The organism is Mesorhizobium sp. M1227 (genome assembly GCF_040318315.1).
Taxonomy (GTDB): domain Bacteria; phylum Pseudomonadota; class Alphaproteobacteria; order Rhizobiales; family Rhizobiaceae; genus Mesorhizobium.
In genome coordinates this window covers 99,591-114,574 of record NZ_JAMYLZ010000017.1, presented here as the reverse complement: position 1 = coordinate 114,574, position 14,984 = coordinate 99,591, and the positions used below count along the sequence as shown (strand labels likewise).

Here is a 14,984-nt window from a genome sequence, read left to right as displayed (position 1 = left end):
TACACCCATTCGTTCGGCCTGCTTGTCCTGACCGTCTTCGATGCTGTCGTCATGGTGCTGATCTGGCATGAATGGAAGGTCGTGCGGCAGCACAAGCCGGCATGACAGCGAAGTTTGCACGTCAGCCGCTCCGATTTTCAATCCACCTCACTGGGCGACGCCTTGTCCTGCCAGCTCGTCGATGATCGGGCAATCCGGCCGCTCGTCGCCGTGGCAGTGACTGACCAATTGGTGGAGCAAGCCGCGCAATCCGACCAGTTCAGCGATCTTCCTGTCGATCTCCACCAGCTTGGCTTTCGCGATCACCTTCACGTCGGCGCTGTCACGTTCCCTGTCCTGGTACAGCGACAGCAGCTGGCGGCATTCGTCGACCGAAAACCCCAGGCTTCGCGAGCGCTGCAGGAAGCGCAGCCGGTGAATATCGGCCGTCGAGTAATCACGATAGCCATTGTCTGTCCGGGCCGGGCGCAAGAGCCCGATATCCTCGTAGTAACGGATCGTCTTGGCCGGCAAGCCGGATTTTTCGGATGCGACGCCGATGTTCATGGCGGAAATCTCCTTTGTCGGAGGAAATAGACCTTCCAGTAGATGGAAGGTCAACATCATGTGGCGATTTTGGATGCCTGACGCAACCGCCCGCCCGCTCCAACCGTTTGCCTGCCAGCACATACTGAACCTTCGGGAAGAAATCGGTCCTCGGAAACGTTTTTACCGAACAGTGCTCAAAACCCGGTGTTCGACACCGGGTGCCGATGAGCAAAGACCCTCCGGCGCTGGCTCGACGCAACACCGTGCAGACGCCGAGGAGACAGAACATGCCCGTCAAGGCCTATATCAACCGGATCGCGACAGCGGTGCCGGAGTACGAGGTTCATGAATTCTACCTGCGTTTCGCGGCCTCCATGCTCGCGGCCGATCGCCGGAGGATCTTCGAACGCATGGCCGATCTTGCCGGCATCGAGCACCGCTATTCCTGCTTTGCGCCGGCGTCCGACCCCGAGGGACCGTCCGCCGACCTGGCCGGAACCTTCATCCGGGGCGCGTTTCCCGGAACGGCGGCGAGAATGGCGATGTTCGACGATGCCGCACCTGTTCTGGCGCAAAAGGGCATCGACGGATTGCAGCTTGGCGACGACGCTTCCCGCATCACCCATTTGATCGTCACCACCTGCACCGGCTTTTCGGCGCCGGGCATCGATCTCGAGCTGGTTGCGCGTTGCGGGCTGCCGAACGGGATCGAACGCACGATGATCGGGTTCATGGGTTGCTATGCGGCGATCAACGGCCTCAAGCTGGCCCGCCACATCGTCCGCTCCGACCAGCAGGCCAAGGTCCTGCTGGTCAATATCGAGCTCTGCACGATGCATCTGCGCGAAACCACCGAACTGGAAAAACTGCTGTCGTTCTGCCTCTGGGGCGACGGCTGCGCGGCTGCGCTCATCACTGCCGAGCCGGCCGGCATCGAGCTCGATAGCTTTCACTGTCTGGTGGCGAGGGAACGGCGGGACCTGATGCGCTGGAACATTCGCGACCACGGCTTCGAAATGGTTCTTTCCGGCCAGGTGCCGGCAGCGATTCATGAAGCGTTGCGGAACAGCCAGGCCGCCATCCTCGGAGGCCGATCGGCGAAAGACATCGACCTTTGGGCCGTGCATCCGGGTGGACGTTCGGTGCTCGACGCCGTCGAAAGGGCCCTGGAACTGGAGCCCACCGCGCTGGAACCATCGCGCGAGGTGTTGCGCCAGTATGGGAACATGTCGTCGGCGACCGTCATGTTCGTGATGAAGGAGATGCTGAAGGCGCCACCCGGCCTGCTCGGTTGCGGCATGTCGTTCGGACCCGGGCTGACGGCCGAAACCATGCTCTTTCGAACGGTGTCATGAGCGGCCTGGAGCACCGGCAGCTTGCGCCGGAAATCCTCGACGGACTTGCGGCCGAAGATCCGCGAGCGCTGGCCGCGCGCCGCGACCTTCGGCGCATCAATATGCTGATGTTTCAGGTGCCGATCATGACGTCGTTGCTCAGGAGGTTTGTGCCAAAGCCGCCACGCCGCATTCTGGAGATCGGCGCGGGCGATGGCTCCTTCATGCTGGCGGTGGCGCGGCGCATGGCCACGCATTGGCCTGGGGTCGAACTGGTAATGCTCGACCGCGTCGGCCTCGTCACCGCGCGATTGCGCGGTGATTTTGACAGGCTGGGATGGAAGGCCGAAGGCGTCACCGCCGATGTCTTCGACTGGGCAGGAAAGATCGAGGGTGCGCCGTTCGACGCCGTCACCGTCAATCTGTTCCTGCATCACCTCGACGATGCGCAGCTCGTGCGTCTGTTTTCGCTGATCGGGCCGAAAGCCCCGTTGCTCATCGCGACAGAGCCGCTGCGGGCGAAACTGCCGCTGGCCGCGACCCGTCTTCTGCCGGCAATCGGCGCCAACGACGTCACACGAAACGACGCGGCGCAAAGCGTGCGTGCCGGCTTTCGCGGCAGCGAGCTTACCGGTCTCTGGCTTGCGGCCAACGGCAAACCGGTCGAGGAGCGGCGCGCCGGCCTGTTTTCCCACATCTTCGTCGGCGCCAGTGCCAGTGTCGAGCCATGACGGGATTGTCGACTCATGACGCGATCGTCATTGGTGCCGGCCCGGCGGGCACCTCCGTCGCGCTCACGCTGGCCCGGCGCGGATGGGCCGTGGCAATTGTGGAAAAAAGCGCGTTCCCGCGCCGCAAGGTCTGCGGCGAATACATCTCGGCAAGCAATCTTGCGCTTCTCGGCCGGCTCGAGATCGGCGATGCCTGGCGTACCAATGCCGGCCCCGAAATCCGCCGCGTCGGCTTGTTTTCCGGCGAGACCTGCGTCGAGGCGGCAATGCCACGTGCAGGAGCTGGGCCTCGTGCGAAAGACAGCTTCGGCCGGGCGCTCGGCCGGGACATTCTCGACTCTCTGCTTTTGCAAGCGGCGCGATCGGCGGGTGTCGAAATCTTTCAACCCTGCCGCGCCGTCGCCATCGAGCCGGACGGTGAGATGCAAAGGGTGCGAATTCAGGCCGGGGATGAAGCGGCGATGTTGCGTGCGCCGGTGATTGTCGCCGCTCACGGCTCGTGGGAACCGGGACCATTGCGCAGCCAACTCGCAAAGGCCAATCGGCCGTCGGACCTGCTCGGCTTCAAGGCGCATTTCACCGGGTCGTCGCTGGCGCCGGATTTGATGCCTCTGCTGGCCTTCCCTTGCGGCTACGGCGGCATGGTTTCGGCGGATCATGGCCGGTTGTCGATCTCATGCTGCATCCGGCGCGATATGCTCGCGCGGCTGCGTAAACAATATGGCCCCAAACAACGGAGCCATGTGTCGGCCGCCGATGCGGTCTCCCGGCATCTCCTGAATTCATGCCGGGGCGTGCGGGACGCCCTGGAACCGGCTCTCCTCGACGGTCCGTGGCTTGCCGCAGGTCCGATCCGGCCGGGAATTCGCTCGTGCTACGAAGGGGACATCTTCCGCGTCGGCAATGCAGCCGGAGAGTCTCATCCTGTCATCGCCGAGGGCATCTCGATGGCGCTTCAGTCCGGCTGGCTGCTGGCTTGCGAACTCGCATGCGCGCCAAGTGGCCGAGCAGGGCGCGAGGCTGCCGCCAGACGCTACGAGGCGGCCTGGAAAAGACTGTTTTCGACACGGGTATACGCCGCCGCGGCCGTTGCCGGAATTGCCCTTCGCCCCGGCAGCGCCACCTTGATGGCGGCGATCGTCCAGAATTTCCCGCAGGCACTGACGCTGGGCGCGCAACTGAGCGGCAAGACCAAGCCGGTTCCAGGCTTCGTCTAGGCGACATAGCGGTCCCATGAGCCGTAGTGCTCCTTGCTTCGGCGCCCCCGAGGCAGGCTGAGGCCGATCACAACTAGCCCTGCAACGGCATTGTTCAATGTCGAACCTCTGGTCGCGCCGTCGAGCAGCCAGGGCGCTGCGATCAGCCATAACCCGAACGGCAGGTTGAGGAAACGCAACGGCCGTGCCACCTCGGCCATGGCGCAGACCGCGATCGTGATGATCATGGCGCCCGAGAGGTGATCGCTGTTTGCAATGGCGCCGGCTGTGCCGAAGACCAGCCGCGAGACCATCAGCCAACCGCCGACGATACAGCATGCGACCAGCGTCCATGGAAACGTGACACCGCGAATGGCTGCGGCGGACTGTGCGGCAAGCGCGGCGGAAAAGCCGGGATCGTTCTTGTCCGCCTCGCCGTTCGGCTCCGGCCCGCCTTGGAAAAAGGTGCGCCAGAACGGACGGTCTGCCCGCACGCTGCGCAGCATGTACTGGCCCATGGCGACCACCTCGTCCAGCGTCAGCGGGATCATGACCAGCATGGCCGCCGCCGCGATGAGGCACAGTGTGCAATAGGTGCCGATCATGATCGGCTGGATGATGATGAAGAAGATCGAGACGCCGCCGAGCGGCACCACCAGGATGAAGAAGAAGGTCACCATCCAGGGCATGGTGCGCCAGCGGGTCGCCGTGCCCATCGCGCCCATCAGGGTTTCGATCATATAGGCCACGGCGCCAAGCCCGGCATCAGCAACTGGCCAGGCTCGAGAAACGTCGGATGTGATGATGAATTCCGTGCCGTTCCTGCCGTCTCCGCCGGGGAAGAACGGCTCCCAGACAGCACCCACATGGCCGAGCTGGTAGGCAGTGAGATAGCGGGCGATGAGGAAACCGAAGAAACCGAGCGCGATGATCGGCAGGCGCTGCAGCCAGGATGACGGCGAGTAGGTCCAGCCAGGCGGAACGGTGCTCTCGTCCATCATCCCTTCGTGGCTCATGCCCGGCATCATCGGGACGAGCACCGAGAAAGCGATGGCCAGCGCGCCGACGATCGTGTCGTTCATGGTGGCGGCGGCGCTCGGCGTCCAGAAGAACAGCGGCGCGAACAGCAGCCACAGGCCGGCGATCGTCGTGCCCCATTGCGCCCAGGAAAAACGCGGCGACAGTGCGAGCCCGCCAAACAGCATCAGCAGCAAGCCCGAGACAATGTCGCTCCAGCCGGTGAGCGCGTTGCGCAGCACCGGTTCCCACAGTCCACGCTCTTGCGTGACGTCACGCACAGTGCCGGCCGCCGCCGGATCGAACAGCGCGAACTGAAGCGGGCTGGTGAGGAGCCACACGCCAAGCGTGATGACCAGGAAATGAGCCCAGAGCATCTGCTTGCCCATCCCCGCCATCTCGGCCATGTGTCCGGGTTTCATCTTGTCGTGTTTGGCCTCGAACGCCTTGTCTTTCTCTCGCGCTTTTGTTCCGCTGCCGGCCACCTTGGCGGCGTTGAGCTTGTTGGCCCGATACCAGCCGGCGGGATCTGCCTTGAGCGCGTCGACGATCCGCGGCAACGTCTCGCGCAGGGAATGCCGGGGCTGCCAGCCGAGGACATTGCGGGCACGGCTGATATCGATCGCGTAGTGGTCGTCGGCGATATCGACCATCCAGGGACGAACAAATGATTCTTCGCCCAGCACGTCCTGTTGGACCCAGGCACCCGCCTTGGCGAGCGCCTTCGGCACCTCCCGTGTCTCCCAGTTCTCGCCACGGATCAACCGACCAATCTCGGCTTGAAGTTCGCCGTAGCCCATGACCTCAGGCTCGCCGAGAAGCAGCGCCAGCTCCGTGGGAAGTTTCTTCCGCCGATCTATAAGGCGCGCCACCGCATCGGTGAGGTCTTCCAGATGCAGGAACGACTGCCCGGTGCGCAGGTCACCCGGATATACATGCCCGGTCGGATCCTCTTCGTAGATACGCGCAATCTGATTGGCGAGGAATGCGTTACGGCCGAGATCATCATAGACGCCGGCCGGCCTGGCATAGACGACAGGGATCGCCCCGTGCTGCTCATGGATCAGGCGCTCGGTCTCGATCTTCGAGGTGCGGTAGGGTAGGTTCGATTCGAGCGGCCAATCCTCATCGATGATGTCGCCTGGTCGGCCACCCTTGTGCGCCAGCATCGAACTCATGAAGACAAACTGCTCGACCTCAAATTGTTTCAGGGCGCGCAGGAGCTTCTCGGTGCCGCCAACGGTAATCTTTTCGTAGAGCGGGTTCCGTTCGCCTGTGAGATCGAAATAGGCCGCAAGATGGATCACCGAGGCGAGGCGGGCGCCATAGGCCGTCCGCACGCGCGCCAAGCCGGCTGCCACGACGTCCTCCGATGTCAGGTCGATGCAGACGCACTCCGCGGCCGGCGGCGGCTGACGCGTCGCCGCCCGGTCGAGGCCGACGAGAGCAAACCGGTCGGCGAAGCTGTTGACCAGAGCCGAGCCGATGAAGCCGGTGCTGCCGGTAACAATAACCGTGTCTTTGCGCTTCGCCATCCAGACCTCATAGCCGGCGATTTGCCACTCCTGAGAGGGCCGAAGGCGACAGACGTTAAGAGCCGAGGGGGCCGGACCAGTTCCGACGCCGACCCGATGACGCTGCTGCTTCCGATGACGACTACAACTTTCCGCCCTTTTTGCTCTTTTGACCCCGACTGCCTATGCTGTCAGGTTCGCAAATATTTGACCAGCGCCGCGATCGCGAGCACGAGGGTGACAAGCACCAGGACCCAAATGAGCGCCATGCCGCCCATCATCCACATTGAACCGTCCATCATCATTACAATCATCCCTCCCGCCGCCGCTGCCACCGGCGATTGCGAGGGGAACTAGTTCGCCATGTATGCCCGTCAAGGCGAACTCGATCAACTCGATCAGCCCACGAAGGCGGTGGCTTGCCGGTCAATCAGGGCATGTTCAATGCTATCGACGAACGAGTTCATAGTAGGCTTCGGCCAAAACATGCTGGCCGTGCGGTAACTCGGGAACGGCAGGGCTGTGATCAGTGCCTCCAGCGCTCGCAGCAAATGCTCCGCGACATCTGATCTGCCTTGCCGATATGCCTCTCTGAACGGGGCCAATAGCTGCCTTTCGAAATTCATGGTTCGGTCCGCCATTGGACGATCTCCGGAAGTTGGCAATGAGCCTAACCGTTCCAGCCACCGGAAGGTCAAGCGCACCTTTCAAGAAGCTAGAACAGGTTGAGAGCGCTTGTTGAACCGCATCCGAGGCGTCGCCCGGCTCTACTCTCCACCGCCGCAGCCGTCGGAGAGATCCCAGACGTCGACGACCTGCTTGCCGGTGAAACCGTGCTCGCGGATCAGGAACTTCGCCAGCCCGCCATACACTTTCCAGCGCCAGCATGGGCAGCAGCAAGGGCCCTTCTCGTTGGAATTAGCCATCGCATAGTCGTAAGCCTGCTGCTCGTCGCCGGAGAGCTTCACATCGTAGTAGGGCATCATCTTCTGTGCGATGCCGGCCTGAATATCGTACGGATCGCTTGGGATCATCGCGATGTCGCGGTACCTGGCCAGGCCGCTCACCTGCTCGGCATAGCGCTTCATCTCCATCGGGCTGCAGCACGAGCCCGTGATCCGCGACATCGCCGGCATGGTCGCGATCGACTCGGTGAACTTGGCCGAACACGTGCTGTTGCCGTTCTGGCTGAGATATTTGAAACGGCGCAGCAGATCGGCATCCCCATCGGCCATCGCCAGATCCGGCCCCTTGAGGAAGCTCAGGACCGCGGCGGCGCAAAAGGCGCCGCCCAGAACAACCGTCCGTCGGTTTAGGTAGCATATTCGGCTCATTTGCTGCTCCTCGCCTGCTGGATCAGTTTCTTCATCGTTGCCAGGTCGGTCGCGCCGGGGAAAATCTGCTCGCCAACGACGAAGCTTGGCGTTCCGCTGATCTTCAGCGCCTGTGCCAGTTGCGTATTCCGGTCGATCGACGCCTGGATGTCGGGCCGCTGCATGTCGGTCTTCAGTTTAGCCACGTCGAGCCCGACGTCGGCAGCGACCTTCAGCACGACCGTTTCGGTCACCCGCGTCTTCACCGCATACAGGGCCTTGTGGAATGCCAGGTATTTGCCCTGGCGCTTTGCGGCGAGAGCCGCCTTGGCAGCAAATACGGAATCCGTGCTGAGGATCGGGAATTCCTTGTAGACGACCTTAAGATGCGGATCGTCGGCCATTGCTTGCGCCATGATCGGCGCGACCTGCCGGCAATAGGGGCAGTTATAGTCAAAGAACTCGACCATGGTGACGTCGCCTTCGGCGTTGCCGCCGACCGGGCTCGCCGGGTCCCGGAAAATCTCGTCGGCCTTGGCCGCCAGGGCGGCTTTCGCCTCTTTTGCCGCAGCCTCGCGCTGACGGGCGTCGAGGCTCTGCAGCGCCTCCATGACGACTTCGGGATGCGCGAGGATATAATCGTGGATACGCTGGTCGAACTGGTCCTGGGACATCTCGCCCGCGGCGATCGCCTGACCGTTGAGACCGAGCGCGAGCCAAACGGTCGCGCCGGCCAGTATGAAGGCATGGGCCATTTTGCCGATGGCTCCGCGCAATGGGTTGGACTTGTGGATCACAGGCTTCTCCCTCCCTCTGTTTCGCCGGACCGCCGGCACGTGCGAATGGTGCTCAGAACATGTCCTTGATTTTCGCCCACCATCCCGTTTCCTGATCATGGTGCGGGCGCTCGACATTGTTGGTGAGCGCATTGACGAAGGTGACGAGATTGACGGACGCGAAATCCAGGCCATGGAAATTCGCCCGCCAGCGGCCCTCCTTGTCGATCACATGGGTGACGATGCCATGCATCTGATAGCCGTCATCGGTCAGCGTGAACTTGTGGCCGAAGGCCTCCGCCAGTCTGCGGGTCGCATCCTCCGGCTGATCCTCGGTCGTGGTCAGGAAGAGCCAATTGACGGGATCGAGCCCGTGCGCCGACCCGTAGGAGTGCAGCACGTCGGGCGTGTCTTTCTTTGGATCGGTGGTGATGCTGACAAAGGTGACCTGATTCTTCATCGGCGTGCCGTTCACCATGTTTTGGACATCGGCGATCTTCTCGGCATGCAGGGGACACACATCCGGGCACGACGTGTAGATGAAGTGGAGGACGACCACCTTGCCGCGCAGATCCGCCGTTCGCACGACACGCCCATCGGCGGTGCGCAGTGTGAAATCAGGCGCCGGCTTGTCGATCTGCTGGAAATATTTCTCATCGCTTTGCAGCATGGCGCCGACATCGTCGAGTGAGTGCGCCCGCGCACCGTAGGCGAAGCCCGCGACCAGTGCTGCGAGCGCGACCAGCAGCACACGCATCCATCCTTTCCAGCTCGATTGGATGTGCATCGGTCACTTCCTTTCCGGGTTGGCGGCGATGCGGCCGCGGAGGAAGTCGACCATGTCGGGCGCGTCCCATTCGGCCGGCCCAATCAACCGGCCGATTTCCTTGCCGTCGCGGTCGATCAGCAGGGTCATCGGAAGGCCGACAGCGCCGAGCGTGAACATCGCCTTCGCGGAACTGTCGATGTTGAGGGCGAGGTGTGTGACCCCGATCTCGCCATAGAACATTTTGACGGCGTCAGGTCCGGCACGGTCCATCGACAGCGCGACGACCTCGAAATCCGGACCGCCGAGCTTGGCCTGCAGACGATCGAGCGTCGGCATCTCCTTGCGGCAGGGCGCGCACCATGTCGCCCAGACGTTAAGCAGCACGACCTTGCCGTGGAAATCCGCAAGCATTTTCGGCTTGCCATTGCCATCCTCGAAGCTGATTTCCGGCACGGGGACGGGCGCCTCGTGAACGGCAAAGTTCTGCGGCGGCTCAGCGGCTGATACCGGCCACGAAAACGCCAGCAGCATGCCAACCAGGACCATGGCTAGTTTGCTCACAATGTCCTCACTCGGTCGCGTAGACGGTGGGCGCCTTGCCGTCCTTGGTGAAGGCGTAGACGACGAAGGGGCCTTGCTTCTCGCCACCCATGCCTGGGGCGCCGGCCGGCATGCCGGCGAGCGTTATGCCGGTGATGGCAGGGCGCTCGGTCAAAAGCTTCTTGACGATCTCGACCGGCACCAGGCCATCGACGATATAGCCGTCGACCATCAGCGTGTGGCAGCCTTCGAGGTCGGCCGGCACGCCGGCATCGCTGCTGATCTGGGAGAGATTGTTGACCGGCTTGATGTCGACCTTGAAGCCGTTGTGCTCGAGATAGTTGGCGTAGGACTCGCAGCAGCTGCATTGCGGGTTCTTGTACATGACGGCGTTGATCGTTGCGGCGAAGGCGGGCAGCGGCGTTGCGATCAGCAGGGACAGTGCGGCAAGGCGGTAGGTCAGTTTCATTGCAGTTCTCCTTCGTTGGATAAAAAGTTTCAGGTCACGCGGAAGACGGTCATAAGACCCGCCATCTGGTGGTCGGCGACATGGCAGTGCAGCATCCAGTCGCCGGGATTGTCGGCGACGAAGGCGCATTCGATCACATCCTTGGGGGCGAGCAGCACCGTGTCCTGCCATTGGCGGTGCGGCACCGGCGAACCGTTGCGCGAGATGACCGACAGGCTGAAGCCGTGGACATGCATCGGGTGCCACCAGGCGGTTTCGTTGCGCATGGTGAGATGGCAGGTCACACCGCGTTTCAGCGTGAACTGCGGCGCCATGCCGGCATGGCCGTCGCCGGTCATCGACATGCCGTTGATCGCCCAGGCCGCACCGCCGTTCATGCCCATCATCCCCATGCCCATCATGCCGCCGACGCCCTTGAGCTTGCCGCCGCCCATCATGCCGCCCTGCAGCACGATTTCCTGGCGCTCGGCGCCAGCGAGGTCGGGCTGGGGCAGAGGGTTGCGCGGCAGGCCGGCTGGCGCGTCGAGCGGATGGGTTCTCAGCGGCGGCGCTGCGTCATAGGCCAGCGTGGTCAGCGTATAGGCGAGGCCGTCGTAGAAATCGTCGATCACCGCGTGGCGGCTGCCGGGGTGGCCCTGCATGTCGAGCACGATGTCGATGCGCATGGCGGGCGCCAGCACCAGGCGACCGCCCTCCGGTTCATGCGGATCGCAGGGCTGGCCGTCGATGGCGACGACGACCGGACGGTGGCCTTCGAAGCGCAGCGCCATCATGCGGGCAAGCGAGGCATTGGCGAGCCGCAGCCTGACGCGCTCGCCGGCCTTCACGCTCCGATCGCCTGGCCCCGTGCCGTTGACGGTGACGACATTGCCGACGCGGCCCGACATCGACGCATCCATGGCACTGCCGAAGCCGCCGGCGATCTGCCCATCGGCCGCAAGCCGCCAGTCCTGCAGCAGCCACAGAATGTCACGGTCGACGGCGACCGGCTCGACCTCCTCGACGACCAGTGCGCCGGCAAGGCCACGGCCGAGCTGGACCAGGCTGTTGGCGTGCGGGTGATACCAGAAGGTGCCGGCATCGGGCGGGGTGAATTCATAGATGAAATTTTCACCTGGCCTGATCGGCTTCTGCGTCAGGCCGGGCACGCCATCCATCGCGTTCGGCAGCCGGATGCCATGCCAGTGAACCGTGGTGTCTTCGTCCAGTCCGTTCTCGACGATGATCCGAGCGGGCTGCCCCTGGCGCAAGCGCAGTGTCGGGCCGGGGACCGTGCCATCATAGGCCCATACCGGAGTGCGCGGACCATCAGGGCCGGCGAACCGGGCCTGGCCCGGCGCCACCCTGATCCGGTATTCGCCGGTGGCCATCGCCAGCGCAGGGCGGATCGGCGCCGCCGCAATGCTCGCTGCCGCAAGCAGGAATTTGCGGCGCGTTATGAACGGATTTGAAACGGAATTCACTTTTGTGACCCTTGCGGTAACCGACGGCGAACGTCGCGACGTCGATTGAATTGCTACCGCGCCCGCTGCGCAGTTACGCGCAACCGAGCGATCAAACGCCGCTAATCAGCCGTGGAACGGCAGAAACGGCGTCAGACGAGAGCGCTGGGTCTTGGAGGGAATGGCTCGGGCAGCAGACTTCGCCCGTGCAGGAACGGGACGGTAAGCGCCGACGGCAGCTCGGCCCGCGGCAGTCCCGTCACGGCGAGAGCCTCCGGCAGCACCGCCAGAACCGGTGCGACACAGGTCGGCGCACATTGCATCGGTTTGTCATTGCCGGCCGAGCCCTTGAGGCAAGCGTTGCAGTCACCGTCCCTGGCATCGGCCATCTTGGCCATGTCGGCGTCGGTGGTGCCGGTATCCGCGGCCATGGTCATGCGGCCGTCGACTGCCATCCTGGCCGACATGACGGCAGCTTGAGCGGCGGACAGGCTGAACCCGGCGGTCACGACGACCGCGAGAAGCATGACCAGGAGGTGTTTTGGTGACAGGCGCGCCATCATCCGCTCAGGTTGACCGTAAAGTGCGGCTTTTGCAAGCTCCGGATGCCGAGACATCGGGGCTGACGCGAGCTCTGCTCTGGCAAATCAATGGTGTGGATGCTCGCATTTATCGTGATCCGCCAGCACTTCGATGACACGGCATTCGCAGACTTTTCCGTGCCGGCAGCCTTCGACCATATGCTCCAGCTCGGCTTTCAATGCTGTAAGGCCGCGTATCCGCTGAACCACGTCGGCCAGACGCGCCTGGGCAATGGCGTCGGCGGTGGCACAAGGCTGGCTGGGATTATCCTGCAGCGTCAGCAGCGCCCTGATGGCTTCGATCCCGAACCCCAACTCGCGCGCGTGCCTGATGAAGGCGAGCCGGCGCAAGTCTGCCGCTTCATACTGCCGGCGATTGGCTTCGCTGCGGGCAGCGGCAGGAAGCAACTCTATCTGCTCATAGTAGCGGATGGTTGGAACCTTCACGCCGCTGTGTCGGGCCGCTTCACCGATGGTCACACCTGTTGACATTTCGCTTGCTCCTCTAGTCGCTAGAGGATGTAGCGTCGCGGTCGAAGATACAAGAGGTTCATCATGGCTGCGACCAAACAACAGACCCGCTACCGCGTGGAAGGCATGGATTGCGCCGGTTGCGCCAGCAAAATCGATACGGCCGTGCGGCGGATGCCTGGTGTTCAGGACATCAACGTATCCGTTTCGGCGGGCACTCTGACGGTCACTCATACTCCCGAAAGCAATCTCGGCGCGATCGAGAGGAAGGTCACCGGCCTCGGCTACGCCGTCGCTCCGCTGACCTCCAAGTCTGGGACGCCGGCGTCCGATCAATCCGCCGACAACCATGCCGACGGAAGGCGCAATCACGACGAGAACGTGGCGCGGTTACATGATAACGATGATGCGCCGGCGTCGGAGCTATGGTGGGACAGCGCCAAGGGTCGCCTGGCCATCGCCAGCGGGGTCGCCTTGGCCGTGGCTTTCGCGATTGATTACGCCTGGCCCGCGACCGGCCCGTGGGCCTTCATCGCCGCAATGCTGCTCGGCCTGGCTCCGATCGCGCGCCGAGCGGCCATGGCCGCAGCGGCAGGCATTCCGTTCACAATCGAAATGCTGATGACTGTGGCGGCGGCCGGGGCCGTCATCATCGGTGCCGGCGAGGAAGCGGCGACGGTGGTCTTCTTGTTCCTGATCGGCGAGTTGCTCGAAGGGGTTGCGGCCGGCAAGGCACGGTCCAGTATTCAAGCGCTCACGGCCCTCGTTCCCAAAACCGCGTTCGTCGAGAAAGACGGCCAGACCCGCGAGGTGCCGGCAGAAAGTCTGGCTGTGGGCGCCATCATCCTCGTGCGGCCGGGCGACCGGATTCCGGCTGACGGCGAGATCACCGAAGGCGGGAGCGCCATCGATGAATCACCCGTCTCCGGTGAAAGCGTGCCGGTGCGCAAGGACGTCGGCGACACGGTCTTTGCCGGCACTATCAACGGCGACGGCGTGCTGCGCGTCAAGGTGACGGCGACCGCCGCAGACAACACGATTGCACGCGTGATCAAGCTGGTCGAGGAGGCGCAGGAAAACAAGGCGCCGACCGAGCGCTTCATCGATCGCTTTTCGCGCTGGTACATGCCCGGCGTTGTCGCTATCGCGGCGCTCGTGGCCACCACACCGCCGCTGCTCTTGGGCGGCGATTGGAACGAATGGATATACAAGGGGCTGGCGCTGCTGCTCATCGGCTGCCCGTGCGCGCTGGTCATTTCAGTTCCGGCGGCGATCGCGGCGTCGCTTTCGGCCGGAGCCCGGCGCGGCCTGCTGATGAAAGGTGGGGCGGTGCTGGAAGGGCTCGCGACCATCAACGCCGTGGCGCTCGACAAGACCGGCACGCTGACGCTCGGCAAGCCACAGGTCACCGATGTCGTTGCGGTGGGTGCCAGTGAACGCGACATCCTTTCGCTGGCGGCAGCGCTTGAGATCGGCTCGAGCCATCCCCTCGCTTTGGCCATCCTCCAAAGGGCGAAAGCCGGCAACATTCCCGTGCCGCCTGCCGCCGAAGCCAAAGCGATCGGCGGTAAAGGGGTTATCGGTCGTGTCGGCGGCAAGAACCTGTTTCTGGGATCGCCAGTCGCGGCGGGCGAGATAAACCTGCTGCCAGCAGACCAGGCGGCACGCATCGTGGCATTGAACGATGAAGACAAGTCAGTGGCGGTGCTGCTTATAGACAACGCGCTGGCCGGCTTCATTGCCATGCGCGACGAACCCCGGCCGGATGCTTTCGCCGGGCTAAAGGCGCTGACCAATGCAGGCATCAGGACAGTCATGCTAACCGGCGACAATAAGCGCACGGCGGCTGCCATCGGCAAACAGCTCGGCATCGAGGTGCGCGCCGAACTGCTCCCGGAGGACAAGCAGCGCATCCTCAGCGAGTTGAAGGGGCAGGGGCTTAGAGTAGCCAAGGTCGGCGACGGCATCAACGATGCGCCCGCACTTGCCGCCGCCGATGTCGGCATTGCCATGGGCGGCGGCACCGATGTGGCTCTTGAAACGGCTGACGCAGCGGTGCTGCATGGACGCGTCGGCGACGTTGCAGCCATGATCAGGCTGTCCCAAGCAACCATGGCCACCATCAAGCAGAACGTCACCATTGCGTTGGCCCTGAAGGCAGTGTTCCTGGTGACGACGATCGCCGGCATCACCGGCCTCTGGCCCGCCATTCTCGCGGACACCGGGGCGACGGTGCTGGTGACGGCCAATGCCATGCGGCTGTTGCGTTGGAAGAGCAACTGGTAAGAGCGACAACGGCATCG

Annotated in this window: 16 protein-coding genes; 4 read left to right on the top strand and 12 right to left on the bottom strand. The window is 63.5% G+C overall.

Translation table 11 applies throughout. The annotated features are described in order from the left end of the window. Nucleotides 1–147: 147 nt before the first annotated feature. Nucleotides 148–546, bottom strand: coding sequence for a Cu(I)-responsive transcriptional regulator (gene cueR / locus NKH28_RS20315; protein ID WP_352832054.1), 399 nt, complete (start codon nt 544–546; stop codon nt 148–150). A 206-nt stretch (nt 547–752) separates the two neighbouring features. On the opposite strand from cueR, the gene NKH28_RS20310 reads away from it, so the two are divergent. From NKH28_RS20310 to NKH28_RS20300, 3 genes are read left to right on the top strand one after another with little or no spacing between them, the layout of a single operon-like run. Beyond that, nucleotides 753–1,883 (top strand): type III polyketide synthase, encoded by a 1,131-nt coding sequence (locus tag NKH28_RS20310; protein WP_352980225.1) that lies wholly within the window; start codon nt 753–755, stop codon nt 1,881–1,883. Next, nucleotides 1,880–2,593, top strand: a complete 714-nt coding sequence (locus NKH28_RS20305) for a methyltransferase domain-containing protein (protein WP_352980223.1) — start codon at nt 1,880–1,882, stop codon at nt 2,591–2,593. Before NKH28_RS20310 ends, NKH28_RS20305 begins: the two co-directional genes overlap by 4 nt. Continuing rightward, nucleotides 2,590–3,810, top strand: coding sequence for an NAD(P)/FAD-dependent oxidoreductase (locus tag NKH28_RS20300; protein ID WP_352980221.1), 1,221 nt, complete (start codon nt 2,590–2,592; stop codon nt 3,808–3,810). Before NKH28_RS20305 ends, NKH28_RS20300 begins: the two co-directional genes overlap by 4 nt. Here the strand turns inward: NKH28_RS20300 and NKH28_RS20295 are convergent. The 11 genes from NKH28_RS20295 to NKH28_RS20245 all read right to left on the bottom strand — a co-directional run bounded on the left by NKH28_RS20295 (nt 3,807) and on the right by NKH28_RS20245 (nt 12,702). Next, nucleotides 3,807–6,341, bottom strand: a complete 2,535-nt coding sequence (locus NKH28_RS20295; protein ID WP_352980219.1) for an NAD-dependent epimerase/dehydratase family protein — start codon at nt 6,339–6,341, stop codon at nt 3,807–3,809. The two genes, NKH28_RS20300 and NKH28_RS20295, sit on opposite strands and share 4 nt — an antisense overlap. Nucleotides 6,342–6,511: 170 nt before the next feature. Beyond that, entirely contained in the window at nt 6,512–6,655 is a 144-nt protein-coding gene (locus tag NKH28_RS20290) for a hypothetical protein (protein ID WP_156937354.1), read from the bottom strand. A gap of 63 nt (nt 6,656–6,718) precedes the next feature. Further along, the gene (locus NKH28_RS20285) at nt 6,719–6,961 is read right to left on the bottom strand and encodes a hypothetical protein (RefSeq protein WP_352452330.1); all 243 of its coding nucleotides are present in this window, start codon (nt 6,959–6,961) and stop codon (nt 6,719–6,721) included. 126 nt (nt 6,962–7,087) lie between these two features. Continuing rightward, nucleotides 7,088–7,654, bottom strand: a complete 567-nt coding sequence (locus NKH28_RS20280) for a hypothetical protein (protein ID WP_352980217.1) — start codon at nt 7,652–7,654, stop codon at nt 7,088–7,090. Then, on the bottom strand, nt 7,651–8,430 hold the full coding sequence (locus NKH28_RS20275; RefSeq protein WP_352980215.1) for a DsbA family protein: 780 nt from the start codon (nt 8,428–8,430) through the stop codon (nt 7,651–7,653). Before NKH28_RS20275 ends, NKH28_RS20280 begins: the two co-directional genes overlap by 4 nt. Before the next feature lie 52 nt (nt 8,431–8,482). Beyond that, nucleotides 8,483–9,196, bottom strand: a complete 714-nt coding sequence (locus NKH28_RS20270) for an SCO family protein (RefSeq protein ID WP_502906648.1) — start codon at nt 9,194–9,196, stop codon at nt 8,483–8,485. Nucleotides 9,197–9,199: 3 nt separating this feature from the next. Beyond that, on the bottom strand, nt 9,200–9,739 hold the full coding sequence (locus tag NKH28_RS20265) for a TlpA family protein disulfide reductase (protein ID WP_352817332.1): 540 nt from the start codon (nt 9,737–9,739) through the stop codon (nt 9,200–9,202). 7 nt (nt 9,740–9,746) lie between these two features. After that, the gene (locus NKH28_RS20260; protein WP_352452325.1) at nt 9,747–10,187 is read right to left on the bottom strand and encodes a DUF411 domain-containing protein; all 441 of its coding nucleotides are present in this window, start codon (nt 10,185–10,187) and stop codon (nt 9,747–9,749) included. Between the two features lie 29 nt (nt 10,188–10,216). Then, nucleotides 10,217–11,650 carry a multicopper oxidase family protein gene (locus NKH28_RS20255; RefSeq protein WP_352980213.1) on the bottom strand — a complete coding sequence of 478 codons (1,434 nt, stop codon included), beginning with the start codon at nt 11,648–11,650 and terminating at the stop codon, nt 10,217–10,219. Between the two features lie 131 nt (nt 11,651–11,781). Beyond that, on the bottom strand, nt 11,782–12,156 hold the full coding sequence (locus NKH28_RS20250) for a hypothetical protein (RefSeq protein WP_352980211.1): 375 nt from the start codon (nt 12,154–12,156) through the stop codon (nt 11,782–11,784). A 120-nt stretch (nt 12,157–12,276) separates the two neighbouring features. Then, nucleotides 12,277–12,702 carry a MerR family transcriptional regulator gene (locus NKH28_RS20245; protein WP_352980209.1) on the bottom strand — a complete coding sequence of 142 codons (426 nt, stop codon included), beginning with the start codon at nt 12,700–12,702 and terminating at the stop codon, nt 12,277–12,279. Nucleotides 12,703–12,765: 63 nt separating this feature from the next. On the opposite strand from NKH28_RS20245, the gene NKH28_RS20240 reads away from it, so the two are divergent. After that, nucleotides 12,766–14,967 (top strand): heavy metal translocating P-type ATPase, encoded by a 2,202-nt coding sequence (locus NKH28_RS20240; protein ID WP_352452321.1) that lies wholly within the window; start codon nt 12,766–12,768, stop codon nt 14,965–14,967. The last annotated feature ends 17 nt before the right edge of the window (nt 14,968–14,984 follow it).

Bases quoted from the DNA above. Each gene is read 5' to 3' on its own strand.
- NKH28_RS20300 (WP_352980221.1), top strand. From the start codon at position 2,590: ATGACGGGATTGTCGACTCATGACGCGATCGTCATTGGTGCCGGCCCG.
- NKH28_RS20305 (WP_352980223.1), top strand. From the start codon at position 1,880: ATGAGCGGCCTGGAGCACCGGCAGCTTGCGCCGGAAATCCTCGACGGA.
- NKH28_RS20295 (WP_352980219.1), bottom strand. From the start codon at position 6,341: ATGGCGAAGCGCAAAGACACGGTTATTGTTACCGGCAGCACCGGCTTC.
- NKH28_RS20280 (WP_352980217.1), bottom strand. From the start codon at position 7,654: ATGAGCCGAATATGCTACCTAAACCGACGGACGGTTGTTCTGGGCGGC.
- cueR (WP_352832054.1), bottom strand. From the start codon at position 546: ATGAACATCGGCGTCGCATCCGAAAAATCCGGCTTGCCGGCCAAGACG.
- NKH28_RS20250 (WP_352980211.1), bottom strand. From the start codon at position 12,156: ATGCTTCTCGCGGTCGTCGTGACCGCCGGGTTCAGCCTGTCCGCCGCT.
- NKH28_RS20240 (WP_352452321.1), top strand. From the start codon at position 12,766: ATGGCTGCGACCAAACAACAGACCCGCTACCGCGTGGAAGGCATGGAT.
- NKH28_RS20245 (WP_352980209.1), bottom strand. From the start codon at position 12,702: ATGTCAACAGGTGTGACCATCGGTGAAGCGGCCCGACACAGCGGCGTG.
- NKH28_RS20285 (WP_352452330.1), bottom strand. From the start codon at position 6,961: ATGGCGGACCGAACCATGAATTTCGAAAGGCAGCTATTGGCCCCGTTC.
- NKH28_RS20310 (WP_352980225.1), top strand. From the start codon at position 753: ATGAGCAAAGACCCTCCGGCGCTGGCTCGACGCAACACCGTGCAGACG.
- NKH28_RS20270 (WP_502906648.1), bottom strand. From the start codon at position 9,196: ATGCACATCCAATCGAGCTGGAAAGGATGGATGCGTGTGCTGCTGGTC.
- NKH28_RS20260 (WP_352452325.1), bottom strand. From the start codon at position 10,187: ATGAAACTGACCTACCGCCTTGCCGCACTGTCCCTGCTGATCGCAACG.